Source organism: Lysobacter sp. Soil_C_59 (genome assembly GCF_057656415.1).
Map to the genome: position 1 here is coordinate 154177 of NZ_JBDGKK010000007.1, position 26895 is coordinate 181071.

Annotated in this window: 22 protein-coding genes and 1 other RNA gene; 4 read left to right on the forward strand and 19 right to left on the reverse strand. The window is 67.1% G+C overall.

Annotation, left to right across the window (positions count from 1 at the left end):
* The 3 genes from AC3A3Q_RS14215 to coaE all read left to right on the forward strand — a co-directional run bounded on the left by AC3A3Q_RS14215 (position 1) and on the right by coaE (position 2845).
* Positions 1 to 1257 (forward strand): type II secretion system F family protein, encoded by a 1257-nt coding sequence (locus AC3A3Q_RS14215; protein ID WP_487586853.1) that lies wholly within the window; start codon positions 1 to 3, stop codon positions 1255 to 1257.
* 37 nt (positions 1258 to 1294) lie between these two features.
* Positions 1295 to 2158 carry a prepilin peptidase gene (locus AC3A3Q_RS14220; protein WP_487586854.1) on the forward strand — a complete coding sequence of 288 codons (864 nt, stop codon included), beginning with the start codon at positions 1295 to 1297 and terminating at the stop codon, positions 2156 to 2158.
* Between the two features lie 63 nt (positions 2159 to 2221).
* On the forward strand, positions 2222 to 2845 hold the full coding sequence (gene coaE, locus AC3A3Q_RS14225) for a dephospho-CoA kinase (protein WP_487586855.1): 624 nt from the start codon (positions 2222 to 2224) through the stop codon (positions 2843 to 2845).
* On the opposite strand, the gene AC3A3Q_RS14230 is transcribed toward coaE, so the two are convergent.
* The 3 genes from AC3A3Q_RS14230 to AC3A3Q_RS14240 form a co-directional block, all read right to left on the reverse strand.
* A complete protein-coding gene (locus AC3A3Q_RS14230; RefSeq protein WP_487586856.1) occupies positions 2846 to 3790 on the reverse strand; it encodes a Nudix family hydrolase in 945 nt (314 codons plus the stop codon).
* Positions 3791 to 3932: 142 nt separating this feature from the next.
* Complete coding sequence (gene secA, locus AC3A3Q_RS14235; RefSeq protein WP_487586857.1) at positions 3933 to 6665, reverse strand: preprotein translocase subunit SecA; 2733 nt, start codon at positions 6663 to 6665, stop codon at positions 3933 to 3935.
* Between the two features lie 245 nt (positions 6666 to 6910).
* Positions 6911 to 7834, reverse strand: coding sequence for a M23 family metallopeptidase (locus AC3A3Q_RS14240; protein ID WP_487586858.1), 924 nt, complete (start codon positions 7832 to 7834; stop codon positions 6911 to 6913).
* Between the two features lie 5 nt (positions 7835 to 7839).
* Between AC3A3Q_RS14240 and AC3A3Q_RS14245 the strand changes: the two genes are divergently transcribed.
* Positions 7840 to 8277, forward strand: a complete 438-nt coding sequence (locus tag AC3A3Q_RS14245; protein ID WP_487586859.1) for a DciA family protein — start codon at positions 7840 to 7842, stop codon at positions 8275 to 8277.
* 225 nt (positions 8278 to 8502) lie between these two features.
* Here the strand turns inward: AC3A3Q_RS14245 and lpxC are convergent, their stop codons facing one another.
* The 16 genes from lpxC to rnpB all read right to left on the reverse strand — a co-directional run bounded on the left by lpxC (position 8503) and on the right by rnpB (position 26561).
* Positions 8503 to 9417, reverse strand: coding sequence for a UDP-3-O-acyl-N-acetylglucosamine deacetylase (gene lpxC, locus AC3A3Q_RS14250; protein ID WP_200606773.1), 915 nt, complete (start codon positions 9415 to 9417; stop codon positions 8503 to 8505).
* Positions 9418 to 9764: 347 nt separating this feature from the next.
* Positions 9765 to 10991, reverse strand: coding sequence for a cell division protein FtsZ (gene ftsZ / locus AC3A3Q_RS14255; RefSeq protein WP_200606775.1), 1227 nt, complete (start codon positions 10989 to 10991; stop codon positions 9765 to 9767).
* 180 nt (positions 10992 to 11171) lie between these two features.
* On the reverse strand, positions 11172 to 12407 hold the full coding sequence (gene ftsA, locus AC3A3Q_RS14260) for a cell division protein FtsA (protein WP_200606777.1): 1236 nt from the start codon (positions 12405 to 12407) through the stop codon (positions 11172 to 11174).
* 10 nt (positions 12408 to 12417) lie between these two features.
* Complete coding sequence (locus AC3A3Q_RS14265; RefSeq protein WP_487586860.1) at positions 12418 to 13158, reverse strand: cell division protein FtsQ/DivIB; 741 nt, start codon at positions 13156 to 13158, stop codon at positions 12418 to 12420.
* A complete protein-coding gene (locus AC3A3Q_RS14270; protein WP_487586861.1) occupies positions 13155 to 14156 on the reverse strand; it encodes a D-alanine--D-alanine ligase in 1002 nt (333 codons plus the stop codon). Before AC3A3Q_RS14270 ends, AC3A3Q_RS14265 begins: the two co-directional genes overlap by 4 nt.
* Complete coding sequence (gene murC, locus AC3A3Q_RS14275) at positions 14153 to 15622, reverse strand: UDP-N-acetylmuramate--L-alanine ligase (RefSeq protein ID WP_487586862.1); 1470 nt, start codon at positions 15620 to 15622, stop codon at positions 14153 to 14155. Before murC ends, AC3A3Q_RS14270 begins: the two co-directional genes overlap by 4 nt.
* Positions 15623 to 15671: 49 nt before the next feature.
* Positions 15672 to 16772, reverse strand: coding sequence for an undecaprenyldiphospho-muramoylpentapeptide beta-N-acetylglucosaminyltransferase (gene murG / locus AC3A3Q_RS14280; protein WP_487586863.1), 1101 nt, complete (start codon positions 16770 to 16772; stop codon positions 15672 to 15674).
* Positions 16769 to 18085: a putative lipid II flippase FtsW gene (gene ftsW, locus AC3A3Q_RS14285; RefSeq protein ID WP_487586864.1), complete on the reverse strand. Its 1317-nt coding sequence runs from the start codon at positions 18083 to 18085 to the stop codon at positions 16769 to 16771. The genes murG and ftsW overlap by 4 nt, the downstream gene beginning before the upstream one ends.
* A complete protein-coding gene (gene mraY, locus AC3A3Q_RS14290) occupies positions 18085 to 19170 on the reverse strand; it encodes a phospho-N-acetylmuramoyl-pentapeptide-transferase (protein WP_158733401.1) in 1086 nt (361 codons plus the stop codon). The genes ftsW and mraY overlap by 1 nt, the downstream gene beginning before the upstream one ends.
* Positions 19160 to 20554 (reverse strand): UDP-N-acetylmuramoyl-tripeptide--D-alanyl-D-alanine ligase, encoded by a 1395-nt coding sequence (locus AC3A3Q_RS14295; RefSeq protein WP_487586865.1) that lies wholly within the window; start codon positions 20552 to 20554, stop codon positions 19160 to 19162. The genes mraY and AC3A3Q_RS14295 overlap by 11 nt, the downstream gene beginning before the upstream one ends.
* Entirely contained in the window at positions 20551 to 22047 is a 1497-nt protein-coding gene (locus tag AC3A3Q_RS14300; protein WP_487586866.1) for a UDP-N-acetylmuramoyl-L-alanyl-D-glutamate--2,6-diaminopimelate ligase, read from the reverse strand. The genes AC3A3Q_RS14295 and AC3A3Q_RS14300 overlap by 4 nt, the downstream gene beginning before the upstream one ends.
* Complete coding sequence (locus AC3A3Q_RS14305) at positions 22044 to 23978, reverse strand: peptidoglycan D,D-transpeptidase FtsI family protein (protein WP_487586867.1); 1935 nt, start codon at positions 23976 to 23978, stop codon at positions 22044 to 22046. Before AC3A3Q_RS14305 ends, AC3A3Q_RS14300 begins: the two co-directional genes overlap by 4 nt.
* Positions 23975 to 24238: a cell division protein FtsL gene (gene ftsL / locus AC3A3Q_RS14310; RefSeq protein WP_158733508.1), complete on the reverse strand. Its 264-nt coding sequence runs from the start codon at positions 24236 to 24238 to the stop codon at positions 23975 to 23977. Before ftsL ends, AC3A3Q_RS14305 begins: the two co-directional genes overlap by 4 nt.
* Positions 24239 to 24240: 2 nt before the next feature.
* Positions 24241 to 25182, reverse strand: coding sequence for a 16S rRNA (cytosine(1402)-N(4))-methyltransferase RsmH (gene rsmH / locus AC3A3Q_RS14315; RefSeq protein ID WP_487586868.1), 942 nt, complete (start codon positions 25180 to 25182; stop codon positions 24241 to 24243).
* Between the two features lie 11 nt (positions 25183 to 25193).
* A complete protein-coding gene (gene mraZ / locus AC3A3Q_RS14320) occupies positions 25194 to 25640 on the reverse strand; it encodes a division/cell wall cluster transcriptional repressor MraZ (protein ID WP_200606793.1) in 447 nt (148 codons plus the stop codon).
* A 565-nt stretch (positions 25641 to 26205) separates the two neighbouring features.
* Positions 26206 to 26561: RNase P RNA component class A (gene rnpB, locus AC3A3Q_RS14325), an RNA gene on the reverse strand.
* Positions 26562 to 26895: the final 334 nt, after the last annotated feature.

Here is a 26895-nt window from a genome sequence, read left to right on the forward strand (position 1 = left end):
ATGTCCGCGACTCGCATTGCCACCAAGCCCAACCCCGTGCGCCGCGCCGATGCACTGCCCGTCTTTACGTGGCAGGGAACTGACAAGCGCGGCAAGGTGATGAAGGGTGAAACGCAGGCCAAGAATGCCAACGCGTTGCGCGCGGAACTGCGCAAGCAGGGCATTCAGCCAAAGGCGGTCAAAGCCAAGGCCAAGCCTCTGTTCGGCGCCGCCGGCAAGCGCATCACTCCACTCGACATCGCAGTGTTCAGCCGCCAGATCGCGACGATGATGAAGTCGGGCGTGCCGATTGTCGGTGCGATGGAGATCATCGCAAACGGTAACAAGAATCCGCGGATGTCGAAGTTGGTTAACTCGGTGCGCGCGGACATCGAAAGTGGCTCATCGCTGCACGAGTCGCTTAGCAAGCATCCCGTGCAATTCGATGAGCTGTATCGCAATCTGGTCAAGGCCGGTGAATCTGCCGGCGTGCTTGAGGTTGTCCTCGATACGGTCGCCACCTACAAGGAGAACCTCGAGGCCCTCAAGGGCAAGATCAAGAAGGCGATGTTCTACCCGGCGATGGTCATCGCCGTCGCCCTGATCGTCAGCTCGATTCTGCTCGTGTTCGTCGTGCCGCAGTTCGAGGAGGTTTTCAAGGGTTTCGGTGCGGATTTGCCGGCCTTCACCAAACTGATCGTGGCCATGAGCCGGTTCATGGTGGCCTGGTGGTTTGTGATACTAATTGGCGTTGTAGGTGCGATCGTGGCCTTCATCATGGCCAAGAATCGTTCGGTGGCGTTCTCGCGGCTGCTCGACCGCATGATCCTGAAGGTTCCGGTCGTCGGCCAGATCATGCACAACTCGGCGATCGCCCGTTTCGCGCGCACGCTGGCCGTCACCTTCAAGGCCGGCGTACCGCTGGTCGAGGCGCTGGACACGGTCGCCGGCGCCACCGGCAACGTGGTGTATGAAGACGCAGTGCGCAACATCCGCGACGACGTCGCAGTCGGCTACCCGGTCAATGTGGCGATGAAGCAGGTCAACCTGTTCCCGCACATGGTCACCCAGATGACCGCGATCGGCGAAGAGGCCGGCGCACTCGACACCATGCTGTTCAAGGTCGCCGAGTTCTACGAGCAGGAAGTCAACAACGCGGTGGACGCGCTGGCCAGCCTGCTGGAACCGCTGATCATGGTGTTCCTGGGCGTAATCGTTGGCGGCATGGTCGTCGCCATGTACCTGCCGATCTTCAAGCTGGCCGCCACGGTCGGCTGATCGCCACGCGAGCACTACTTAGGCCACAATCCGACGCATGGCATTCCTAGATCAGAACCCCGCCATCGGTTTTCCGCTGGCGGCCGGGCTCGGCCTGTTGGTCGGCAGCTTCCTCAACGTGGTGATCCTGCGGCTGCCCAAGCGGCTGGAATGGCAGTGGCGGCGTGACAGCCGCGAGGTCCTGGGCGAGCCGGAGACCTACGATCCGCCACCGCCAGGCATCGTGATCGAGAGATCGCACTGTCCGCACTGCAAGCACCAGCTGGCCTGGTACGAGAACATTCCGGTGTTCAGCTACCTGGCGCTGCGCGGTCGTTGCCGCAGCTGCAAGACGCCGATCTCGCCGCAGTACCCGCTGGTCGAGTTGCTGACCATGCTGCTGGTGGTCGCCTGCGTCTGGCGCTTCGGTTTCGGCTGGCAAGGCTTCGGCGCGATCGTCTTCACCTGCTTCCTGATCGTGCTGTCGGGCATTGACCTGCGCACGCAGCTATTGCCCGACCAGCTGACATTGCCATTGATGTGGCTGGGGTTGATAGCCGCGTCTGACAATCTCTATTTTCCCGCCAAGCCCGCCCTGCTCGGCGCAGTTGCGGGCTACCTGAGCCTGTGGACCGTGTGGTGGCTGTTCAAGCAACTCACGGGCAAGGAAGGCATGGGCCATGGCGACTTCAAGCTGCTGGCCGCCATTGGCGCCTGGACCGGCCTCAAGGGCATCCTGCCGACGATCCTGCTCTCTTCGGTGGTCGGTGCGATCGTCGGCTCGATCTGGCTGGCAATGAAGGGGCGCGACCGCGCCACGCCGATTCCGTTCGGTCCCTACCTGGCCATTGCCGGCTGGATCGCCTTCTTCTGGGGCGAGCAGATCGTCGGGACCTACATGCGGGTCTCCGGTCTGCGCTGAGGCGGCTGACCGCACCACGCCCCCCTCTCCCGCAGGCGGGACAGGGGCCTATATGATCCGCGGATGAGCGATTTCATCATTGGCGTCACCGGTGGCGTCGCCTCCGGCAAGAGCGTCGTCACGCGACGGTTCGAGGAGCTCGGGATTGTCGTGGCCGATGCCGACGTCGCCGCCCGTGCCGCCGTGGCGCCCGGCTCGGCCGGGCTGGCCGAAGTAGTCGCGGCGTTCGGGGAAGAAGTCCTGGCCGACGGTGGGAGCCTCGATCGGGCAGCCATGCGCAAGCGGGTCTTTGGCGACGAGGCCGCGCGTCGACGCCTGGAAGCCATCATCCACCCGCGCGTGCGGATTGCACTGCATGAAGCTTGCCTCGCGGCCCCTGGCCCTTATGCAATCGCCGCCATCCCGTTGCTGACCGAGGGCGGTGGCCGCGAAGCCTATCCGTGGCTGGCGCGGATCCTCGTGGTCGATGTGCCGGTCGCCGTGCAGCGCGCACGGTTGATGGCGCGCGATGGCGTCGATGCCGGGCTGGCAGACCGGATGATCGCGGCGCAGGCGACGCGTTCGCAGCGCCTGGCCGTGGCCGATGATGTGCTGGTCAACGACGGATCGCTGGACGCGCTCGATGGACCCATTGCAGCGCTTGATCGCCGCTATCGTGCCCTGGCCGCGGTCGTCGGCCGCGGCTGATCACGCAGGCCAGAGGCTGCGAATCGCGGCCACGCCCTGGGCACCGTGTGCGCGGGCTTCGTCGAGGTCGTCAGGAGTCAGTCCGCCGATCGCATAGATCGGCAGCGCCACATGCTCGCGCAATGTGGCGAACGTGTCCCAACCCATGCCGGCTACGCCAGGATGGCTCGGCGTTGCCCTGACACTGCCGAGCACCACGAAGTCGCAGCCCAGTGCCTCTGCGGCAATCAGGTCCTCAAGGACATGGCAGGAGGCCGCGAGCGGCTGCTCCGGCGGTAGCGGCCGCTGATGCTGCGCGTGCAGCAGCGCGGACGGAAGGTGCAGGCCGGTCCCCAGTTCCGTCGCGAGGGCAGCATCGGCATTGATCAGCACTTCGGCGCCGGCGTGCCGGCAACGCTCGACCGCCTGGGCCGCGAGCAATCGCCACCGTGCCGGATCGAGCCCGGGAGCACGCAGCTGGACGCGGCGAACGCCGGCCGCCAGCGCGGCTTCCAGCTGCAGCAACCAGAGTGCGTCGTCGTCTTCGGGGGTCGGCGTGACCAGGTAATGCGATGGCTGCAACAGGGCGGCCACCACCGGACGATCCGCCGGCGGCATCGCATAACTGGCGAGCTTGTGCGGCGGCACCCAGACCAGGGCCTGCCCCTCGCGCCCGCGCGCGTTGCCGCGCCAGTGGGCGACGATGCGAACGTCCAGACGCAGGCGTTTGTCCGGGTAGAGCTGCGGCACCGTGATCAGCGGCGGGCCCAGTTCGACATCGATGCCGAGTTCTTCGTGGAGTTCGCGCACCAGCGCGTCTTCGGCCGACTCGCCGGGTTCGTGTTTGCCGCCGGGGAATTCCCACAGGCCTGCCAGGTCGCGGCCTTCGGTGCGTCGCGCCAGCAGGATGCGGCCACGGGCGTCGCGGATGACGCCGGCCATGACTTCGACGATGCGCGTGGGCACCGACCTGTCGGGGCCCGTCGGGTTCGAGGAAACAGCTGGAGGGGGATGACCGGTCATGGTGTGCGCACTTTTGGCGCCCTGCCCTCACCCCAACCCCTCTCCCGCAGGCGGGAGAGGGGGTTCAGAGCAATGCAACTGCGGGTCAGGCGATCTGCCCATGGCAGTGCTTGTACTTCTTGCCGCTGCCGCACGGGCACGGATCGTTGCGGCCGACACTGGCGAAGGCATCGTTGCCACCGGTCAGCGCGCGCGCCTGCGCGGCTTCCTCGTCGGCGCCGTAGCCGCCGACATCGGCGTGCTGGAACTGCATCTGCCGGGCCTGGGCCTCGGCGGCGGCGCGTTCCTGCGCTTCCAGCGCGGCCACTTCGTCCTCGCTGCGGATGCGCACGCGCGCCAGCAGGGTCACCACTTCGCGTTTGACCTTCTCCAGCATCTCGCTGAACAGCTCGAACGCTTCCTTCTTGTACTCCTGCTTGGGCTGCTTCTGCGCGTAACCACGCAGGTGGATGCCCTGGCGCAGGTAATCCATGCGCGCAAGGTGCTCCTTCCAGTTCTGGTCGAGCACGTTGAGCATGATGTGCTTTTCCAGCATGCGCATGGTCTCGGCGCCAAGCTGGGTTTCGCGCTCGCTGAAGTGACCCAGCACGGCCTGCTGCACGCGCTCCTCGATGGTCTCGGCGTCGAGCTCGTCGCTCTCCTTCGCCATCGCCACCAGCGGCACGGCCACGCCGAAGTCCTGCTCCAGCGTCGCTTCCAGGCCCGGCAGGTCCCACTGCTCGTCGATCGAGTTGAGCGGGACGTAGCGCGCGACGGTGTCGGCGACGACGTCGCTGCGCAGGCCTTCGATGTTCTCTTCGACGTTCTCGGCTTCGAGCAGTTCGTCGCGCTGGGCGTAGATCACCTTGCGCTGGTCGTTGTTGACGTCGTCGAAGTCGAGCAGGTTCTTGCGGATGTCGAAGTTGTGGGCCTCGACCTTGCGCTGCGCGTTGGCGATCTGCTTGGACACCAGCGGGCTTTCGATGATGTCGTCTTCCTTCAGGCCCATGCGCGCCATCACGCGCTGCACCCAGTCGGCCGCGAAGATGCGCATCAGGTTGTCTTCGAGCGACAGGTAGAAGCGGCTCGAACCCGGGTCGCCCTGGCGACCGGCGCGACCGCGCAGCTGGTTGTCGATGCGGCGGCTCTCGTGACGCTCGGTGCCGACGATGTGCAGGCCACCGGCGGCCTTGACGGCCTCGTGGCGTGCCTGCCATTCCGACTTCAGGCGTGCCTTGGTGACTTCGTCCAGCTCGCCGCCGTTGCTGGCTTCGAGCAGGGCCACTTCGTTCTCGAGCGAACCGCCGAGCACGATGTCGGTACCGCGGCCGGCCATGTTGGTGGCGATGGTGATCGCACCCGGGCGACCGGCCTGCGCCACGATCTGCGCTTCGCGCTCGTGCTGCTTGGCATTGAGCACCTCGTGGTGGATGCCGGCGTCGCGCAGCTGCTGGCTGAGCATCTCCGACACTTCGATCGAGGTGGTGCCGACCAGCACCGGCTGCTTGCGCGCGTTGGCGTCCTTGATCTCGGCCAGCACCGCGCGGTACTTGCCGGCGCGGTTGAGGAACACCGCGTCGGCGTGGTCCTTGCGCTGCACCGGCTTGTGGGTCGGGATCACGATCACTTCCAGGCCGTAGATGCTCTGGAACTCGTACGCCTCGGTGTCGGCCGTACCGGTCATGCCCGACAGCTTGTTGTACATGCGGAACAGGTTCTGGAAGGTGATGCTCGCCAGCGTCTGGTTCTCGCGCTGGACCGGCACGCCTTCCTTCGCCTCGACCGCCTGGTGCAGGCCGTCGGACCAGCGACGGCCGGCCAGGGTGCGGCCGGTGAATTCGTCGACGATCACCACTTCACCGTCGCGAACGATGTAATCGACGTCGCGCTGGTAGATGGCGTGCGCGCGCATGGCGGCGTTGAGGTGGTGGACCACGCCCAGGTTCTGCGCGCCGTACAGCGAATCGTCTTCGCCCTGCAGGATGCCGGCCTGGCGCAGCAGCGCCTCGGCGTGTTCCTGGCCGGATTCCGACAGGTGCACCTGCTTGCTCTTCTCGTCGACCCAGTAGTCGCCCTCGCCTTCTTCGGTGGTCTGGCGGATCAGGTTCGGGACGAGGCGGTTGACCTTGATGTACAGCTCCGGCGATTCGTCGGCCGGGCCGGAGATGATCAGCGGCGTGCGCGCCTCGTCGATCAGGATCGAGTCGACCTCGTCGACGATCGCGTAATTGAGGCCGCGCTGGAAACGGTCTTCCTTCGACAGCGCCATGTTGTCGCGCAGGTAGTCGAAGCCGAACTCGTTGTTGGTGCCGTAGGTGATGTCGCAGCCATAGGCCGCGTGCTTGTCGCCGTGCGGCATGCCCGGGTAGACCACGCCGACCGACAGGCCCAGCCAGTTGTACACGCGCCCCATCCACGCCGAGTCGCGGCGGGCCAGGTAGTCGTTGACGGTGACGACGTGGACGCCCTTGCCTTCCAGGGCGTTGAGGTAGACAGGCAGCGTTGCCACCAGGGTCTTGCCTTCACCGGTGCGCATCTCGGCGATCTTGCCCAGGTGCAGGACCATGCCGCCGATCAGCTGGACGTCGTAATGGCGCATGCCCAGGACGCGGCGCGAGGCCTCGCGGCAGACGGCGAACGCCTCCGGCAGCAACTTGTCGAGCGACTCGCCGTCGGCGATGCGCTTCTGGAATTCGGCAGTCTTGGCCTGCAGCTCAGCGTCGCTGAGCTTCTCCATCTGCGGCTCGAGGGCATTGATCTTGAGGACGGAGCGTTGCAGTTGACGCAGCAGGCGATCGTTGCGACTACCGAAAACGCGGGTAAGCAGGCTGTTGAGCATGTACGGGTCCGGAAAGCGGAACAGGGGAACCAGCAGGCAGGACGCACTCAGAGTGCGCGTCCGCCAGCAAGTTCCCCGGAAGGAGGTCGGCTTGAAATGGAATCGGGGCGCCTTGCGCCCCGATCGCATCGAGCCTGAACTGTGGCCAGTCCGATTGTACCGTGGGGGCGAGGGTCGGTGCTTGCAAGGCGCCTGCCGGCCTCACCCCAGCCCTCCCCCGCTTGCGGGAAAGGGCGCGGAAGGGATCAACCCTTGATCTGGACCTTCAGCGGCGACTGCTGGCTGAGGAAGTTGCGCGGATTGACCACGCGGCCGTTCTCCCACACCTCGAAGTGCACGTGGGCACCGGTGGAGCGGCCCGTCGAACCGGCCTTGGCGATTTCCTGGCCGGCACGCACCAGCTCACCGACCTTGTGGGTCAGGCGCGAGTTGTGGGCGTAACGGGTGACGTAGCCATTGCCATGGTCGACCTCGATCACGTTGCCATAGCCTGAGCGCACGCCCGAGTAGCTGACCACGCCATCGGCCACGGCCAGGACCGGGTCACCGACGTTGGCCTTGAAGTCCAGGCCCTTGTGGTTGGCGTGACCGCCGTTGAACGGATCGGCGCGACCGCCGAAGCCGGAGGTTATGTAGCTGCCGGCGATCGGCTCGCGGCCCGGGACCGCGTTCATGTCGAGCTGGCGGTTGAACAGCAGCGACTCGAGCACCGAGAGCTGCTCGCCCGAGGCCTTGAACTGCTGGCCCAGGGTGGCCATGCCTTCGTCGAGCTCGGACTTGGTCATGTCGCGGACCGGACCGACACCACCGATGCCGACCGGCTTGTCGAAATCGAACTCGCCGTCCTGGAGCTGGCCGATACGGGTCAGGCGCTCACCGAGGGCGTTGAGGCGGTTGGCCTCGGCCTGCAGCTCGCCCATGCGGGCGGCCAGGGCATTGATCTCGCGCTGGGCGTCACGGCGGGTGGCCGCGATCAGCGCTTCCTGGTTCTCGGCCTTGCTTCGCAGCAGGGCGTTGTCGGCAATGCCGGCGCCTGCACCGATCGCCGCGCCGCCGCCGAGCAGAAGGGCGATGGCCAGGGCGGGACGCTGCGCTCCCCAGTAACCGGCCTGCTGCAACCAATGCGACAGCTGGGCGCGGGTTTTGTTTACGATGGATGGATAGGTCATGTCTTATGTCTGATTCCAAGCCCAGGAACCCCAAGAGAGGTCCATCGACTCCGCAAGCCGCGCTTGATGCGCTGCTGGCCGAGCCCGCTGGTGGCCCAATTCGTCGTGCCTTGTGGCTCGAACAACTGGACCTACGGTTACGCCCACACCTGCCCCCGTCTCTGGCCGCGCACGCGCGGCTGGCCAATTACGAACGAGGCAGGCTCGTGTTTGTCGTCGATGCCCCGGTATGGCGTGCCAAGTTGCGGCTCGCTGCCCCGGAACTGCTCGACGCGGCCCGTTCCGTCGGGCTGGATGCGGCTGAACTGATCGTCAAAACGACAACTCCGACGACTGCCTCCCCACAATCGGATCGGAAAGCCAAACCCATCTCAGCGACTGCACTGCTAGCACTGCAGGCCGCTCTGGCCTCCCTGAAAGATCCGGACTCTGCCGGTTCGTAGGGGGGCCGCCGAACCTGGTCGACCCTTGGCAAACTTGTTGCCGGGATCCACCGATTGGCTGCGGTCGGGGCATGCTAAAGGCCCAACCCTTTGAATTTGTTAAAGGGTTAGAAACAATTTGATAGGTTTCCGTTAAAGAATTGTTAAAGCGTCACGTGATGTTCACGTCTGTGACGCCCTTCCAATTCAGGTAACCGTTTGCCGCATCAGGCGGCAGACCATGCCTCAGGCGGTGGCGGGCACGCCGTAGGCGACCGGTGCCGGCGTGGCATCGGTTTCACTGAACGTAACCTCGTCCCAGGCTGAACGCTCGGCGAGCAGCGCACGGACCAGCTTGTTGTTGAGCGCGTGGCCCGACTTGAAGCCGACATAGGTGCCGATGACCGGGTGACCGGCCAGGTAGAGGTCGCCCACCGCGTCGAGGATCTTGTGGCGGACGAACTCGTCGGCGTAGCGCAGGCCGTCGTCGTTGAGGACGCGGAATTCGTCGAGGACGATCGCGTTGTCCATCGAGCCGCCCAGGCCGAGGTTGCGCTCGCGCATGTATTCCAGGTCGCGCATGAAGCCGAAGGTGCGGGCGCGGCTGACTTCCTGGATGTAGTTGGCAGTGGAGAACTCCACCACCGCGCGCGACTGCGAGGCCGGGATGGCCGGGTGGTCGAACTGCACGGTGAAGTCCAGGCGGAAGCCGTCGTAGGGCTCGAATCGCGCGACCTTGTCACCGTCGCGCACTTCCACCGCGCGCTTGATGCGGATGAAACGCTTGGGCGCTTCCTGCTCGGCGATGCCGGCCGACTGCAGCAGGAACACGAACGGGCCCGAGGATCCGTCCATGATCGGCACTTCGGCCGCGGACAGCTCCACATAGATATTGTCGATGCCCAGCCCGGCCAGGGCCGACAGCAGGTGCTCGACGGTCTGGATCTTGGCCGGTCCGCAGCTCAGGCCCGTGCACAGCGTGGTCTCGGTGACCAGCTCCGCGCTGGCAGGCACTTCCACCACCGGGTCGAGATCGACGCGGCGGAACACGATGCCGGTATCGACCGGAGCCGGACGCAGGGTAAGGAAGACCTTCTCACCGCTGTGCAGGCCCACGCCGGTGGCGCGGATCACGTTCTTGAGGGTGCGCTGGCGCAGCATCTGGGCAAACCTGTCGGGGGCGGACCTGTTACGTGGACTGGAGCGCATCCATACGCGTCCGGGATATGTAGGGCCGCGAGCAGGCAGATGCAAATCGTTCTCGCCTGAACGGCGCGAAAGAATACCACCGGGCAGCCTGAACCTTAACGGAAATTCGTCACTGTCCGGCCTTATGGGCCGGGCAAGATGGCCGGTCGGCCCGCTGGTGCGAGCCGACCGGCCTAAAGCCCCGCCAGGAGGCCTGGGGACTACAGGAGACGACGACGGTTTTGCCCCCTCCCTGTCGCCAGGGAGAGGCCTTGCCTTTCCCTCCCCCTTCGCCGGGCGAAAGGGAGGGAGCTACTCCATCAGTCTGCCTGGCGGCGCAGGAACGCCGGGATGTCCAGGTAGCTGCTGTCACTGCCGAAGTCGGCCACGGCCGGCGACGACGACGGTTCAACCGAGCGGCCGCTGGTGTTGCCGCGCAGGCTGTTGCCGAAGCTCGGACGCACCGGGGCGGCCATGTCTTCCATCGCGCCGAATTCCGGCTGGCCGGTGGTGGCATTGCGCACCAGGGTGATCGGGGCGCGCAGTGCTTCCTTCTCGCTGCCGCGAACGGACTGGCGGGAGACGGCACGGTTGAGGCCGGTGGCGACCACGGTGACCTTGACCTCGTCCTGCATGTCCGGGTCGAGCACGGTGCCGATGACGACGGTGGCGTCTTCGGAAGCGAAGTTCTCGATGGTGCGACCGACTTCGTCGAACTCGGCCATCGTGAAGTCCGGACCGGCGGTGATGTTGACCAGGATGCCGTTGGCGCCGGACAGGTTGACGTCGTCGAGCAGCGGGTTCTGGATCGCCGACTCGGCGGCAGCTTGGGCGCGGTCGTCGCCGCGTGCCGAGCCGGTGCCCATCATCGCCAGGCCCATCTCGCTCATCACGGTGCGCACGTCGGCGAAGTCGACGTTGATCAGGCCCGGGCGGACGATCAGGTCGGCGATGCCCTGCACGGCGCCGAGCAGCACGTCATTGGCGGCGCGGAAGGCCTGGATCATCGTGGCGTTGCGGCCGAGGACGGTGATCAGCTTCTCGTTGGGGATGGTGATCAGCGAGTCGCAGTGGTGGCTCAGTTCCTCGATGCCCTTGAGCGCAACCTGCATGCGGCGGCGACCTTCGAACGGGAACGGCTTGGTGACCACGGCGACGGTCAGGATGCCCATCTCCTTGGCCAGCTGTGCCACCACCGGCGCAGCGCCGGTACCGGTGCCACCGCCCATGCCGGCGGTGATGAACACCATGTCGGCACCGGTCAGTGCATCCATGATGCGCTCGCGGTCTTCCAGCGCGGCCTGGCGGCCGACTTCGGGATTGGCGCCAGCACCGAGACCCTTGGTCACGTTGCTGCCGAGCTGCAGCTGCAGCTTGGCGCCACAGTTCTTGATCGCCTGCGCGTCGGTGTTGGCGGTGATGAACTCCACGCCATCGACATTGCCGCTGACCATGTGCGCAACAGCGTTGCCGCCGCCACCGCCCACGCCAACAACCTTGATCACCGCGTTCGGGGCCATTTTTTCAACCAGTTCGAAATGTGCCATGTCGTCGTCCTCGTTATGTGTTGCTAGTTATGTGTCGTGTTGCTTTCGAAGTACTGGTGCTGCCTGCCGCTCTTCGCCGTCGCCTCGCCTGCCCTCTTGGCCCGGGCTCCCTGCCCGGACCGGGAACCGGCGACGGCATCCGCCGCGTCGATTCCGTAAGTGCGGTAGTCCTGACCATCGTCAGAACTCGCCGCGATACCAGTTCTTGAGCTTGCTGAAGAAGCTGCCGGCGCGACCGGTGGAGATCACCGGGCGACGCGGGTGCTCGATCTGGCTGCCCATCAACAGAAGACCCACGCCGGTGGCATGCACCGGGTTGCCGACCACTTCGCCAAGACCGGTGACGTGCTGGGGAATGCCCACGCGCACCGGCATCTGCAGCATTTCCTCGGCCAGCTCGACCACGCCTTCCATCTTTGCCGCGCCGCCGGTCAGGACCATGCCGGCGCGGACGTGATGCTCGAAGCCGCTGCGACGCAGTTCGGCCTGGATCATTTCGAAGATTTCCTCGTAGCGCGCCTGCACCGCCTGCGCCAGCGAAGCGCGCGGCATGCGCCGCGGCGGGCGGTCGCCGACGCTGGGCACCTGGATCGATTCCTCGGCGGTCGCCATCTGCGCCAGCGCGCAGGCGTAGCGGACCTTGATCTGCTCGGCCTCCGGCGTCGGCGTGCGCAGCATGTGGGCGATGTCCTCGGTGACCTTGTCGCCGGCGATCGGCAGGCTCGCGCTGTGCGCGATCGCGCCGCCGACGAACACGGCGATGTCGGTGGTGCCGGCGCCGATGTCGACCAGGATCACACCGAGTTCGCGCTCGTCGGAGGTCAGCACGGCCTGGCTCGAGGCCAGCACGCTCAGGACCAGGTCGTCGATCTGCAGGCCGCAACGCTGCACGCACTTGCTGATGTTGGCCGCGGCCGACTGCGCGCACACCACCAGGTGCGCATGCACCTCCAGGCGCACACCGGTCATGCCGACCGGGTTGCGGATACCGTCCTGCGAATCGTCGAGCACGTAGTCGCGCGGGATCGCGTGCAGGATCTTCTGGTCGGCGGGGATGGCCACGGCCTTGGCGGCTTCGAGCACGCGGTCGAGATCGCCGTAGGTGACCTCGCCGTCGCGGATCGGGGCGATGCCCTGCGAGTTGCGGCACTGCACGTGGTTGCCGGAGATCGAGGCGTAGACCGAGCGGATCTCGCAGCCGGCCATCAGCTCGGCTTCCTCGATCGCGCGCTGGATCGACTGCACCGTCGACTCGATGTCGACGACGACGCCGCGCTTGAGGCCGCGCGATTCGTGCGAGCCGATACCGATCACCTCGATCGGGTTGCCCGGCGAATACTCGCCGACCAGCGCGACCACTTTCGACGTGCCGATGTCGAGACCAACGATCAGCGACTTGTCGCCCTTGCGATTCATACCAGCACGCTCATGATTGTCCTTGCGGTTGTTGCGGCACGGCCGCCGGCGCCGGGACCGGCGCCCACGTCAGTGCAAAACCATTGGTGTAGCGAAGGTCGGCGCGCTTGAGCACCTGCGCCTGCTGCGCCAGCAGCTGCGGCATCAGGCGCACGAAGCGGCCGATGCGCGCGCGCGCTTCGCTGCGGCCGACCACGATCTGTGCACCGTTGTCGAGCCCGAGCGTCCAGCTGCCACGCGGATCGAGCGAGACTTCCTTGACGTCCAGGCCGATCGGCGCGAACTGCGCGCGCGATTCGTTGTAGAGCGTCACCACGTCGGCCACGCGTGCGGGCGGGCCGCCCAGCTGCGGCAGCCCCGGCGGAACTTCCACGCCCTTGGCCGGGAACAGCTTGCCCTGCTGCGACAGCAGCAGGTCCTTGTCCCAGCGCGCGAACGGACGGTGTTCGACCACGATCACTTCCAGCACGTCCGGCCAACGCTTGCGCACCTGCGCATGCTCGACCCACGGCAGCTTCGACACCGCGGCCTGCGCCGCGGCAAGGTCGACGGCAAAGAATCCGCGCTGCGCATACGGCATGACCGTGCGACGCAGCAACGCCTCGTCGACGCGCTCGAACTGACCGGTCGCGCGCAGCTTCTGCAGCGGCCACTGGCTCGCGCCGATCCAGCCGTTGAGCACGGCCACGATCGGCAGCGCCACCAGCGCCAGCGCGAGGATCCAGCCGACGATGCGAAGCATGGCGTTCACGCCGGCGCACCTCCAGTGGTCTGGGCGGCCTGGGCGAGGCTCGACTCGAGCACGCGCCAGCACAGTTCATCGAACTCGATGCCGACCTGGCGCGCGGCCTTGGGCACCAGCGAGTGACTGGTCATGCCGGGCGCGGTGTTCACTTCGAGCAGGTAGAGAGCGCCGGTGTTGCGGTCGCGCATGAAGTCGACGCGACCCCAGCCGTGGCAACCGGCAGAGACGAACGCTTCCTGCGCCAGGCGGCGGATGGTGTCTTCCTCGGCGCCTTCCAGGCCCGGGCACAGGTACTGCGTGTCGTCGGCGATGTACTTGGCGTGGTAGTCGTACCACTCGCCCTTGGGGACGATGCGGATCGACGGCAGCGGCACATGCTTGCCGCCGATGAGCAGCATCGGCACGGTCAGTTCCTCGCCGTCGATCAACTGTTCCATCAGCAGCTCGCCCGGGTAATGGGCGGCATGTACGACGGCGGCATCGAGGTCGGAGTCGGCGAGCACGCGCGACACGCCGACGCTGGAGCCTTCGCTCGACGGCTTGATGAACACCGGCAGGCCGAGTTCGCGCGCGGCGGCATGCACGTCGGCACCCGGCGACAGGCGCACGTAGCGCGGCGTCGGCAGGCCTTCGCTCATCCACACCTGCTTGGTGCGGATCTTGTCCATGGTCAACGCCGAGCCAAGCACGTTGGAGCCGGTGTACGGCACGCCGAGCGCTTCGCACAGGCCTTGCAGGACGCCGTCTTCGCCGCCGCCCTTGTTGCCGTGCAGGATGTTGAACACGCGATCGACACTGCCGGCGCGGATCGCGTCGACCAGCGCCGGCACGCCATCGACGGCGAACGCGTCGATGCCGCGCGAGCGCAGTGCTTCGAGCACGTTGCGGCCGGAGTCGAGCGAGACCTCGCGCTCGGCGCTGGTGCCGCCCATCAGCACGGCGACGCGGCCGAACACGGCGGGATCACTGACCTGGGCCGGACCGATCGGGAACTGCGCGCTCACTTCCTGTCTCCGTTGCTGGATCCATTGGAGGATCCGTTGAAACCGTTGGCTGCGATCTGCTGCGCGGCGTAGCCGATGTCACCGGCACCCATCATCAGCAGCAGGTCACCGTCATTGAGGACGTCCGGCAACAGCCTGGCGAGATCGCCGGCGCCATTGACGACGATGGGATCGATGCGGCCACGCGCGCGGATCGCGCGCGCCAGCGACTTGGCGTCGGCGCCGGCGATGGGTGCCTCACCGGCGGGATAGACCTCGGTCAGCACCAGCACGTCGACGCTGGACAGCACCGCGGCGAACTCGTCGAACAGGTCGCGGGTGCGGCTGTAGCGGTGCGGCTGGAACGCCACGACCAGGCGCTTGTCGGCCCAGCCGCCACGCGCCGCGGCGAAGACCGCCTCGAGCTCTTTCGGATGGTGACCGTAGTCATCGACCAGCTGCACCTTCGCGCCCTTGGCCGTGGTCGGGCTGCCGAGAAGGTTGAAGCGGCGGCCGACGCCGGCGAATCCGGCCAGCGCACGCGCGATCGCTTCGGCGCTGACGCCGAGCTGCCATGCCACCGATGCGGCGGCCAGCGCGTTCTGCACGTTGTGGCGACCCGGCAGGGCCAGCGTCACCGCCGTGCGCGTCGCATCGGGCAGGCACAGGGTGAAACGCATGTTCGGGCCGTCCTGCTCGACGTCCTCGGCGCGCACGTCGGCCACTTCGCTGAAGCCGTAGGTCATGACGTGGCGCGGCGTCTTCGCCGCCAGCGCCGCCACTTCCGGATCGTCGATGCACAGCACGGCCAGGCCATAGAACGGCAGGCGGTGCATGAATTCCTCGAACGCCGACTGGACGTTGGCGAAGTCGCCGCCGTAGTTCTCCAGATGGTCGGCATCGATGTTGGTGACGATGGCGATCTGCGGATTCAGGCGCAGGAAGCTGCCATCGCTTTCGTCGGCCTCGGCGACCAGCCAGTCGCCGGTGCCCAGGCGTGCATTGGCACCGGCGGCAAGCAGCTGTCCACCGATCACGAACGTCGGGTCGATGCCGCCCTCGGCAAGCACGCTGGCCGCCAGCGAGGTGGTGGTGGTCTTGCCGTGCGTGCCGGCCACCGCGATGCCGCGCTTGAAGCGCATCAGCTCGGCCAGCATCTCCGCGCGCGGCACCACCGGAATGCGCTGCGCGCGCGCCTCCATCAGCTCGGGGTTGTCGGCGCGGATCGCGCTGGACACCACGACGCAGTCGGCACCGAGCACGTTCGCCGCGGCGTGGCCGCGCTGCACGTTGATGCCGAGCGCGGCCAGGCGGCGCGTCACGGCGTTGTCGGCGTTGTCCGAACCGGAGACCTGGTAGCCCAGCGTGCCCATCACTTCGGCAATGCCGCTCATGCCGACGCCGCCGATGCCGACGAAGTGCACGCGCGGGAAGGCTTTGGCGAGGTCGCCGGTGTGCTGCAGGCGGCGACGCAGGGCGGTACTCATGGCGTGGTTCCGTGGAGCTGGATAGCGGTGATGGGAAAGGTCAGAGCGATCACGGCACGACCTCCATGACGGCATCGGCGACGCGCTTGGCGGCGTCGGGCCGGGCGATCGCGTGCGCGCTTTGCGCCAGCTGCAGCAATGCGCCGCGCTCGCCGAGGATTTCGATCGTGGCCGAGATGCGGTCGCCGAGGTCGTTGCCGATGCCCTGCGGCACCAGGAACGCGGCGCCGCGATCGACCAGGTACTGCGCGTTCTTGGTCTGGTGGTCGTCGACCGCCTGCGGGAACGGCACCAGCACGCTGCCGACACCAACCGCGCACAGTTCGGCCAGCGTCAGTGCACCGGCGCGGCAGATCACCAGGTCGGCCCAGGCATAGGCGGCGGCCATGTCGGCGATGAACGGTTCCACCGAGGCGTGGACGCCGGCCTTGGCATACGCCTGCTCGGCCTCCTCGCGCATCTTCTCGCCGCTCTGGTGGCGCACTTCGCAAGCCAGGCGACCACGCAGGCCGGCGACGGCCTTGGGCATCGCCGTGTTCAATGCGCGCGCACCCTGGCTGCCGCCGAGCACGAGCAGGCGGATCGGGCCAGTTCGCGCGGCGAAGCGACCGCTCGGCGGCATCACCGCGGCGATCTCGCTGCGCACCGGATTGCCGACCACTTCTTCGTGGAGGTTCGGGAACGTGCCCGGGAAACCCGTCAGCACATGGCGCGCAAAACGCGCCAGCACGCGGTTGGTCAGGCCGGGGGCGCGATTCTGTTCGTGCACGAGCAGCGGGATGCCGGCGATGCGTGCGGCAATGCCACCGGGGCCGGCGGCGTAGCCACCAAAACTGACCACGGCGCGCGGCTGGCGCTCGCGCAGCGTCTGCAGCGCGGCGCGCACCGCGCCGATCAGACGGAAAGGCGTCGCCAGCAGCGTGCCGATGCCCTTGCCGCGCATGCCGCTGACCGCGATCGTGTCGATGGCGATGTCGTGCTGCGGTACCAGGCGCGTTTCCATGCCACCTTCCGCACCGAGCCACAGCACCGGAACACCGCGCTCCTTGAGTTCGCGCGCGACGGCCAGGCCCGGAAAAATGTGCCCACCGGTCCCGCCGGCGAGGATCATCACCGGATGCAGGTCGGAATCGGTCGCGGCAACCTTCATGCGATCCTCCCGAGGGTGGGTTCCACGCGCTGGCGCAGACGGCTGGTGCCGCGCACGTCGCCGCGCTTTGAATGCGTGGCGGCCATGGGCGCCGGAGCGGGCGTTGTCGGCGACGGCGAAGCAGTCGGCGGCGTGGTTTCGTTGCGCACGCGGGCGACCTGGCGCTGGGCGCGGTCGAGTTCGTAGGACACGCGCAGCAGCAGGCCCAGCGCGGCGCAGGTCATGATCACGCTCGAGCCGCCGTAGGAGATCATCGGCAGCGTCAGGCCCTTGGTCGGCAGCAGGCCGAGGTTGACGCCGATCGAGACGAAGCTCTGCAGGCTCATCCACAAGGCGATGCCGAAGGCGCAGTAGCCGGCGAAGTGGCGGCGCATCTCGACGCACTTCAGGCCCAGCCAGAAGGCGCGACCGGCGAGGCCGGCGTACAGCGCGACAACGGTGCACACGCCGAGGAAACCGAACTCCTCGGCAATCACCGCCATGATGAAGTCGGTATGCGCCTCGGGCAGGTACGACAGCTTCTGCACCGATGCGCCCAGGCCGACGCCCAGCCATTCACCGCGACCGACCGCCATCAGCGCATTGGTCAGCTGGTAACCGGTCTTGAACGGGTCCTGCCAGGGATCGAGGAACGACGTCAGGCGGGTGACACGATAGGGTTCGGCGATGGCCACGATCGCCAGCAGCGGCAAGCCGATCAGCACCGGGCCGAACATGCGCGGCATGTTGACGCCGCCGAGCACCAGCATGCCGGCGGTGATGGCCAGGATCAGCGACGACGAACCGAAGTCCGGCTGCAGCAGCAACAGCACCACCAGGCCGACGGCGACGCCGATCGGCTTGAGCATCGCGCCCCAGGTCGCGGTCACTTCCTCGCTGTAGCGCTTGAGGTAGCTGGCCAGCCAGACGATGTAGAGCAGCTTGACCGCCTCCACCGCCTGGAAGTTGGAAACGCCCAGGTTGAGCCAGCGACGCGCGCCGTTGACGCTCTTGCCGATGCCGGGCACGAACACCGCGATCAGCAACAGGAAGCAGACCAGCAGCAGCCACTGGTTGTGCTGCTCGATGGTCTTGAGCTCGGTGCGCATCACCCACAGCGCCAGGACCAGGCCGATGGCCAGGAACACGACATGGCGGCCGAGGAAGTAGAACGCTCCGACGTCGTGGCCGTCGGCAACGCCGATCGAAGCCGAGCCGACCATGACCACGCCCAGGCAGGCGAGCGCGCACGAGATGCCCAGCAGCCACGGATCAAAGTGGCCGCCGATGGCATCGAGGCGGGTTGCCTGGCGAGTGGTCGAAAGGTCGGTCATCAGCGCACCTTCAGCGTCGCCAGCCCGACCAGGACCAGGATCACCGAGATGATCCAGAAGCGCACGATCACGCGCGGCTCCGGCCAGCCCTTCAGTTCGAAGTGGTGGTGGATCGGCGCCATGCGGAACACGCGCTTGCCGGTGAGCTTGAACGAGCCCACCTGGATCATCACCGACAGCGTCTCGATCACGAAGATGCCGCCCATGATCACCAGAACCAGTTCCTGGCGGACGATGACGGCGATCGTGCCGAGCACGGCGCCCAGCGCGAGCGCGCCGATGTCGCCCATGAACACCATCGCCGGGTAGGTGTTGAACCACAGGAAGCCCAGGCCGGCGCCGGCAATGGCCGCGCAGATGATCACCAGCTCACCGGCGCCCGGCACGGCCGGGATCTGCAGGTACTTGGAGAACTCGGCGTGGCCGGACGCGTAGGCGAAGATGCCCAGTGCGCAGGCGACCAGCACCGTGGGCATGATCGCCAGGCCGTCGAGGCCGTCGGTGAGGTTGACCGCGTTGGAGAAGCCGACGATCCAGAAGTAGGCAATGGCGACGAAGCCGATGCCGGCCAGCGGCAGCGCGATCGACTTGAAGAACGGCACGTAGAAGGTCGTCGCCGCCGGCACGTCGGCGTACAGATAGAGGTACAGGCCGGCGGCCAGGCCGAACACCGACTGCGCCAGGTACTTCCAGCGCGACTTCAGTCCGTTCGGATCGCGGCGCACGATCTTGATCCAGTCGTCGTACCAGCCGATCGCGCCGAAGGCGAGCATGACCAGCAGCACGGTCCACACGTACTTGTTGCGCAGGTCGCCCCACAGCAGCACCGAGGCCATCACCGTGATCAGGATCAGCGCGCCGCCCATGGTCGGCGTGCCGGCCTTGGAGAAGTGCGACTGCGGGCCGTCCTTGCGGATCGGCTGGCCACCCTTGAGCTGGCCCAGGCGACGGATCACCGCCGGCCCCCACCACAGCGACAGCGCCAGCGCGGTCAGCGCGCTGAGGATGCCGCGGAAGGTCAGGTAACTGAAAAGACCGAACAGGCTTTGCAGTTGTTCCAGCCAGCGGGTGAGTTCAAGCAGCATCGGGATTCCCCTTCTTATCCGAGCGCGTCGCCAGCGCAGTGACGATCCGGTCCATCGCGCTGCCGCGCGAGCCCTTCACCAGCACGCGGACACCGTCGTGCAGTTGCCCGCGCAGAGCGTCGGCCAGTGCGTCATGAGTTTCGAAATGCGTGGCGCCTTCGCCGAAGGCTGCCGCGGCGGCCGCGCTGAACTGCCCCAGCGTGAACAGCCGGGCAATGCGCGCGCCCTTGGCGCGGCGACCGGCCTCGGCATGCATCGCTTCGGCATCGACGCCAAGCTCGCGCATGTCACCCAGTACCAGCCAGGCTTCGCCGCCGCCTTCCGACAACGTGTCGATGGCTGCGGCAAGCGAGCCGGGGTTGGCGTTATAGCTGTCGTCGATCAGCACCGCGCCGTTGTCGAGGCGGTAAGAGATCAGGCGACCGGGCACCGAACGGGCGGCATTGAGGCCTTCGGCCACCTTCTCCAGCGGCGCACCGACGCCAAGCGCGAGCGCGGCGGCGGCCAGCGCGTTACGAACGTTGTGGCGACCGGGCAGCGCGAGCGTGATCGCGGCTTCACCCTGCGGCGTGACCAGGGTGAACGTGGAACTGTCGGCCGCGGCCTTGATGTCGCGCGCGGTGATGTCGGCACTGGCATCCAGGCCGAAGCGGACCAGGCCGCGACCGTGCGCGCGCTCGGCGAAGTACGGTGCAAACGCATCGTCGGCGTTGATCACCGCCACGCCCTCGGCTGGCAGCGCGTCGTAGATCGCCGCCTTGGTATCGGCCACGCCCAGCAGGCTGCCCATGCGCTCCAGGTGTCCGGGCGCGACGTTGTTGACCACCGAGACGTCGGGACGCACGACCGCGGTCAGGTAAGCGATGTCGCCCGGCTGGCCGGCGCCCATCTCGTAGATCGAGAACCGCACGCCTTCCGGCGCATCGAGCACGGCCAGCGGCAGGCCGATCTCGTTGTTGCGGTTGCCCGGCGTGGCGTAGGTCGGACCAACGCGCTCGAGGATCGCCAGCGTCAGTGCCTTGACGCTGGTCTTGCCGTTGCTGCCGGTGATGGCGACGATCTTCTCGCCCTTGCCGCTCTCGATCCGGGCTCGCTGCACGGCGGCGGCGAGGTCGGCCAGCGCACGCTGCGTATCAGCAACGATCACCTGCGGAATGGCGGTATCGAGCTGGCGCGACACCAGCACCGCCGCGACCTTGTCTGCCGGCAATCCGGCGACGTGGTCGTGGGCGTCGAAGCGCTCGCCCTTGAGTGCGATGAACAGCACCGCCCCGCCCTGCGGCAGCGCGCGGCTGTCGGTGGCGACGGTCGCCACGACCGCGTCGGCGCCGTGCAGGCGGCCGCCGGTCATTCGTGCGATCTGCGACAGGTGCAGCGGCGTCATGAGCGCGCCTCCAGCGCCGCACGGGCGACCTGGGTATCGTCGAATGGGTATTGCACGCCCTGGATGTCCTGGTAAGGCTCGTGGCCCTTGCCGGCCACCAGCACGATGTCGTCCGCACCGGCCATGCCGACGGCACGCGCGATCGCGGCGGCGCGGTCGCGCTGCACGCTGACCTGCGCCGGATTGGCGAAGCCGGCCATGATGTCGTCGACGATGACGTCGCCGTTCTCGAAACGCGGGTTGTCGTCGGTGACGATCACCACGTCGGCATGGCGCTCGGCGATCTGCGCCATCTGCGGGCGCTTGCCGCGGTCACGGTCGCCGCCGCAGCCGAACACGCACAGCAACCGCGCCCCCGCCTGCGCGGGGGCAGGCCCGTCCAAGTGGATGCGCAGCGATGTCAGCGCCTGTTCGAGGGCATCGGGCGTGTGCGCGTAGTCGATCACCACCAGCGGCAGCACGCCATCGCCACCGAGGCGGTTCATGCGGCCGTGGATCGGCTGCAATTGCGACAGCAGCTGCGCGATCCGCGCCGGCTGCTCGCCCAGCGCCAGCAGCGTGCCGGCCACGGCCAGCAGATTGTCGACGTTGAAGCGGCCCAGCAGCGGCGAGCTCACCGGGTGCGCTTCGCCTTCGTGCACCAGGTCGAAACCGATGCCTGCATTGTCGAAGCGCAGCGACTGCGCCTGCAGCGTCGCGTCCTGCGCACCGCGCGAGCTCAGGCCGATGGCACGCACGCCTTGCGGCAGCGTCGCGATCAGCTCGCGGCCGAACTCGTCATCGAGGTTGATCACCGCCGCCGACAGGCCCGGCCAGGCGAACAGGCGCGCCTTGGCTGCGCCGTAGGTGGCCATGTCGCCGTGGTAGTCGAGGTGGTCACGCGTAAGGTTAGTGAACACCGCGACATCGAAATGCACGCCGTCGACGCGACCCTGGTCGAGCGCGTGCGAACTGGCTTCCATGGCGATGGCCTGCGCACCCTGGTCACGCATCTGCGCGAGCAGCTCATGGGTCTGCAGCACCAGCGGCGTGGTGAAGCCGGTCGGGACGACTTCGCCATACAGGCCGGCGCCGAGCGTGCCGACGCTGCCACTGGTGACGCCACGCAGGTGCCAGGCCTGGGTCAGCAACTGCACCGTGGACGTCTTGCCGTTGGTGCCGGTGACACCGACCACGTCGATAGCGGCCGTGGCGCGACCATGGAACGCATCGCCCATCTCGCCCAGGCGCGAACGCAGGCCCGGCACGGCGATGGCATCGGCCGGCGCCGGCAGGTCTTCCGGTGCCGGCGGTTCGAACAGGATGGCGCTCGCACCGGCGGCGCGCGCCTGCTCGACGAAGCGCAGGCCGTGCGCACCGAAGCCGGCGATGGCGACGAAGGCGTAGCCCGGCCTGACCGCGCGGGAATCGAGCACGAGCCCGCTGATCTGCAGCTGCGGCGGGATGCCCGCCACGTCCGGCAGCAATTCGGCAAGCGCCATGAGGCGGCTCATCGGCCACCTCCGGGCGTGGTCACCACACCAGTGGACACCGGCATCGTCGCCACCTGCACCGGTGCCGGGAGCACCGCGCCGGAAGGCTTGCCACCATTGCTCCTGGCGCGCTTGGCCTCGGCCTCGGCCTGCGCCGCCATCCAGGTGTCGATGTCGTCGGGCGCCACGTCCATCAGGCGCAGTGCGCCTTCCATGACGCTCTTGAACACCGGGCCGGAGACGAAGCCGCCGTAGTAGCCCTTCGCCGGATCGGGATCGTTGACGACCACCACCATCGAGAAGCGAGGGTTGTTGACCGGGACCACGCCGGCGAAGAAGGACACATAGCGGCGCGAGTAACCGCCGGTGTCGTTGAACTTGCGCGCGGTGCCGGTCTTGCCTGCGACGTGGTAACCCAGGATCGCCGCCTGCGTGGCGGTGCCACCGGGTTCGGTCACGGTCTGCATCATGCGCATGATCTGGCCGGAGATCGCCGGATCGAGCACCTGCACCGGCTCGTGCTGCTGCCCGCCCTTGACGTACGTCGGCGTGATCAGGCGACCACCATTGCCGAGCGCGGCATAGGCCTGCGCAATCTGCAGCGGCGTCGCCGACAGGCCATAGCCATAGGACATGGTCTGCTTGGTGGTGCCGCTCCAGCGCGACGGCGGTGCCAGCACGCCCGACGACTCGCCCGGGAAGCCGCTGTTGGTCTTGCGGCCGTAGCCGAAGCGGTGCAGGAACTCGTAGTACTGCTGGCTCGGGATGCGCGCCACGATCTTGGCCGCACCGATGTTCGAGCTCTTGGTGATCACGCCGGTCGTGTCGAGCACACCGTAGTTGCGGTGGTCGGTGGTGCGGTAGCGGCCGTTGGGCATCCAGCCCGGGTTGGTGTCGAAGGTCGAATGCGCGGTGATCACGCCGGCCTCTAGCGCGGCGGCGACGGTCAGCGGCTTCATCGTCGAGCCCGGCTCGATCACGTCGGTGACGGCGCGGTTGCGATGCGTGTCGGGGTTGCCGACGCTGAGCGCATTGGGGTTGTAGGTCGGCAGGTTGGCCATCGCCAGCACTTCGCCGGTGGCGATGTCGAGCACCACCACCGAACCGCTGCTCGCGCCAGTGCGCTGCAGCGTGGCGCGCAGTTCGCGGAACGCCAGGTACTGGACCCGGCGATCGATGGTCAGGGTCAGGTCGTGGCCCGGCTCGGCCGGCTTGACCAGGTCGACGCTTTCAACAATTCGGCCGGCACCGTCGCGGATCACGCGCTTGGCGCCGGGCTTGCCGCGCAGCCAGTCGTCGAACGCCAGCTCCAGGCCTTCCTGGCCCAGGTCGTCGATGTTGGTGAAGCCCAGGATGTGCGACATCGCCTCCCCTTGCGGGTAGAAGCGACGGAACTCGCGCTGCGAGAACACGCCCGGGGTCTTGTACGCCAGGATCCGGCGCGCCTCGTCCGGATTGATCCGACGCTTGAGGTAGACGAATTCCTTGTCGGCGCGCTGGCTGAGCTTGCGCGTCAGCGCTTCGCGCGACACGCCCAGCGCCTTGGCCAGCTGCGGGATGCGGTTCGGGTTGGCCAGCAATTCCTGCGGGTTGGCCCAGATCGACTCGACCGGCGTCGACACCGCCAGCGGCTCGCCGTTGCGGTCGGTGATCATGCCGCGCGAAGTCGGGATCGGGATCTCGCGCAGCGAACGGGCATCGCCCTGCTGGCGGTAGAAGTCGTTGCTGATGACCTGCAGGTCGAGCGCACGCGCGACCAGCGCGATCGAGCACACGCCCAGCGCGCTGCCGACGATCAGCAGGCGGTTGCGCAGGTTGAACGAAGCGCGGCCGCGGCCCTTGCCGGCGACGCGCTCGCGGTCGCGCTCGCTGCCGCCGAACTTCTCGCGGAGCGCGAGCAGCCGCTCGAGCGGGCTGGTGCGGCCGGCGGGCTTGGCGTTGCGGCCGGTCATGGGCGGATCACCACGGTTTCGGCGCCTTCCGGGAACTTCATGCCCAGGCGGTCACGCGCGACCTGGTCGATGCGGTTGCTTTCGGCCCACGTCGCCTGCTCGAGCTGCAGCCGGCCGAACTCGATGTTGAGCTCGTCGCGGGCACGCTCCAGGCGGCTGAGCTGGACGAACAGCTGGCGATGCTGATGACGCGCCTCCACGACAGCCAGCGCCGAGACGACGTTGGCCACCACCAGCACGCTCAGCAGCAGGCGGGCGATGCTCATGCCGCCTCCTGGTCGAGCTTCTCGGCCACGCGCAGCACCGCACTGCGGGCGCGCGGGTTGACCGAGGTTTCCTCGTCGAACGCCTTCTGCGCACCACCGATCGCCAGCAGCACCGGCATGAACGCCACTTCGATCGGCATGCGGCGGTTGGCCGGAGGCGCCTTGCTGTGGCGAAGGATGAACTGTTTGACGATGCGGTCTTCCAGCGAGTGGAAGCTGATCACCGCCAGGCGACCGCCGGGCTTGAGACGCGCCATCGCCGCGTCGAGACCGATCTCCAGATCGGCCAGCTCGCGGTTGATGAAGATGCGGATTGCCTGGAAGCTGCGCGTGGCCGGATGGATCTTGCTGTCGCCGCGCGGCATCACCGAGCCGATGAGGTCGGCCAGCTGCGCGGTGCGCAGCAGCGGCTGCTCGGCACGGCGGGCGACGATGGTGCGGGCGATCTTGCGGCTCATGCGCTCTTCGCCGTAGGTCCACAGCACGTCGGCGATCTCGCGCTCGTCGGCCTGGGCCAGCCACTGCGCCGCGCTCAATCCGCTGTCGGGATCCATGCGCATGTCGAGCGGGCCGTCCTTGCCGAAGCTGAAGCCGCGCTCGGCGACATCGAGCTGCGGCGACGACACGCCCAGGTCGAACAGGATGCCGTCGAGGCCCGCAGCGGTTTCATTCCACTGCGCCAGCTCGGCGAAGCTGCCACGGTAGATCGCCACGCGCGGGTCCGCGGCGAACTCGCGTTCGGCAACGGCAATCGCTTCGGGATCCTTGTCCATGACCAGCAGCCGGCCTCCGGGGCCGAGTTGTTCCAGCACGCCACGCGCATGGCCGCCGCGCCCGAACGTGCCATCCAGGTACGTTCCGTTCCCGCGCACGTTCAGGCCGTCCAGCACCTGCGCGTACATCACGGGAAGGTGGCCGGAAAGCGCGCCGCGCCCCATGCCACCCACCGTCACAGCTGCAGATCGAGAAGCTCCTCGCTCAGATCGTCGTCAGAAATGGTCTGACGGATCTGTGCGTGGTGCGCTTGCTCGCTCCACAGTTCGAACTTGTCGCCCATGCCCAGCAGCACGGCCTTCTTCTCGATGCCCACGGCAGCGCGATGGCTGGCGGGAATGCTGATGCGGCCGTTTCCGTCGAGCTCGACGAAAGTGGCAGCGCCCACCAGCTTCAACTGCATGCTGCGGTTGACCTTCTTGGCCTTGGGCAGGGCGTTGACCTGGTCGCGGACGCGTTCCCAGATGGCCTGCGGGTAGAGGTACAGCGACCCCGACTCGAACGGGTTGTAGGTGATGACCATACGGTTGCCGCATTCACGCGCGACAGCGTCACGGTAGACGGTGGGCACCGCCAGCCGGCCCTTGTCGTCAATCGTGATGGCGGTCTCACCCTGGAACATTCAGCACCTGGTTGGGGCCACCTCTAAGCGGGCGGCTTGGTCACTGAAAAACCACAAAAAACCCGGTTTTCCCTCAGATGCCCACCTTAGGCACGCCCCACAGGGTTGTCAACAAGTTTGGCGACGCAATTTCACCTGTCGCATCAAGGGCTTGCAGCGAACTTCACAGTCTTATTCAAGACTTATCCACTAGCCGTTGTTTAGTCTCATTTTTTGAGACTGGAAGGGGCCCAGGCGTCACCCCGCACAAAGCCGACCCCAGGCACTTTGCCGATGCTGCTCCGCAGCACCGACCGCCCCATTTGCGACACCGATCACATCCCCAGGATGAATCGACGATGTCTATCGGCTCGAAAGCCACCCCTCATCCGCCCTTCGGGGACCTTCTCCCACAAGGGGAGAAGGGAGCGATCCGGCCAAGTCCTGGGCACGAGCAGCGAAGCCACAGCCCCCTTTAGTAAAGGGGGCGCCGCGGCAGCGGCGGGGAATTGGAGGCAAAAAGCCTGGGGCCCGAGTTGCGCAGCAACTTGGGGCTCTTCGGAGCGCGAAGCGCCAGAAGAGCAGGCGGCGGAGCCGGCCTGTAAGCCGGGTTCTGTCTAGGACAGTCATTCCTCTAGGCGCAGCGTCGCCGCTACGCTCAAGCAACCTACCCGGAGACACCGCGGGCCGCGGCATTGCCTCCCTATTTGGTCTTGCTCCCGGTGGGGTTTGCCGTGCCGGTCTGTTGCCAGACTCGCGGTGCGCTCTTACCGCACCGTTTCACCCTTACCACGCACGTCTTGCGACGCCGTTCGGCGGTCTGCTCTCTGTTGCACTTTCCGTCGGCTTGCGCCGCCCAGGCGTTACCTGGCACCGTGCCCTGTGGAGCCCGGACTTTCCTCGGCACCCCCGAAGGGATGACGCGACTGCCTGGCCGACTCCGCCGTGCTTATTCTAACGCTTCGCGTTTGAATAAACCCCAAGATTTGCTGCGCAAACCTTGGGCCCCGACTCAGTTGACCTCCAATTCCCTGCCGCTGCCGCGGCGCCCCCTTTACTAAAGGGGGCTGTGGCTTGGTGGGCGCATCGCGTCCGCGTCTCCAGCGCCTCACCACCCTCACGTCATTCCCGCGAAGGCGGGAATGACGGCTCAAAGCCGAAGACGGGGCAATTACTCGCCGAAGCGTCGTTCGCCGGGCCGGGGATTGATCCGCAGCGGGACATGGATGTCCCGCGCCCCGCATCGGACAGGATGTCCGACTAAGGGGCGGAGCAA

Coding starts and splice junctions, on each gene's coding strand:
- AC3A3Q_RS14215 (WP_487586853.1), top strand. CDS start 1: ATGTCCGCGACTCGCATTGCCACCAAGCCCAACCCCGTGCGCCGCGCC.
- AC3A3Q_RS14220 (WP_487586854.1), top strand. CDS start 1,295: ATGGCATTCCTAGATCAGAACCCCGCCATCGGTTTTCCGCTGGCGGCC.
- coaE (WP_487586855.1), top strand. CDS start 2,222: ATGAGCGATTTCATCATTGGCGTCACCGGTGGCGTCGCCTCCGGCAAG.
- secA (WP_487586857.1), bottom strand. CDS start 6,665: ATGCTCAACAGCCTGCTTACCCGCGTTTTCGGTAGTCGCAACGATCGC.
- AC3A3Q_RS14240 (WP_487586858.1), bottom strand. CDS start 7,834: ATGACCTATCCATCCATCGTAAACAAAACCCGCGCCCAGCTGTCGCAT.
- AC3A3Q_RS14245 (WP_487586859.1), top strand. CDS start 7,840: ATGTCTGATTCCAAGCCCAGGAACCCCAAGAGAGGTCCATCGACTCCG.
- lpxC (WP_200606773.1), bottom strand. CDS start 9,417: ATGCTGCGCCAGCGCACCCTCAAGAACGTGATCCGCGCCACCGGCGTG.
- ftsZ (WP_200606775.1), bottom strand. CDS start 10,991: ATGGCACATTTCGAACTGGTTGAAAAAATGGCCCCGAACGCGGTGATC.
- ftsA (WP_200606777.1), bottom strand. CDS start 12,407: ATGAATCGCAAGGGCGACAAGTCGCTGATCGTTGGTCTCGACATCGGC.
- murC (WP_487586862.1), bottom strand. CDS start 15,622: ATGAGTACCGCCCTGCGTCGCCGCCTGCAGCACACCGGCGACCTCGCC.
- murG (WP_487586863.1), bottom strand. CDS start 16,772: ATGAAGGTTGCCGCGACCGATTCCGACCTGCATCCGGTGATGATCCTC.
- ftsW (WP_487586864.1), bottom strand. CDS start 18,085: ATGACCGACCTTTCGACCACTCGCCAGGCAACCCGCCTCGATGCCATC.
- mraY (WP_158733401.1), bottom strand. CDS start 19,170: ATGCTGCTTGAACTCACCCGCTGGCTGGAACAACTGCAAAGCCTGTTC.
- AC3A3Q_RS14295 (WP_487586865.1), bottom strand. CDS start 20,554: ATGACGCCGCTGCACCTGTCGCAGATCGCACGAATGACCGGCGGCCGC.
- AC3A3Q_RS14300 (WP_487586866.1), bottom strand. CDS start 22,047: ATGAGCCGCCTCATGGCGCTTGCCGAATTGCTGCCGGACGTGGCGGGC.
- AC3A3Q_RS14305 (WP_487586867.1), bottom strand. CDS start 23,978: ATGACCGGCCGCAACGCCAAGCCCGCCGGCCGCACCAGCCCGCTCGAG.
- rsmH (WP_487586868.1), bottom strand. CDS start 25,182: ATGGGGCGCGGCGCGCTTTCCGGCCACCTTCCCGTGATGTACGCGCAG.
- mraZ (WP_200606793.1), bottom strand. CDS start 25,640: ATGTTCCAGGGTGAGACCGCCATCACGATTGACGACAAGGGCCGGCTG.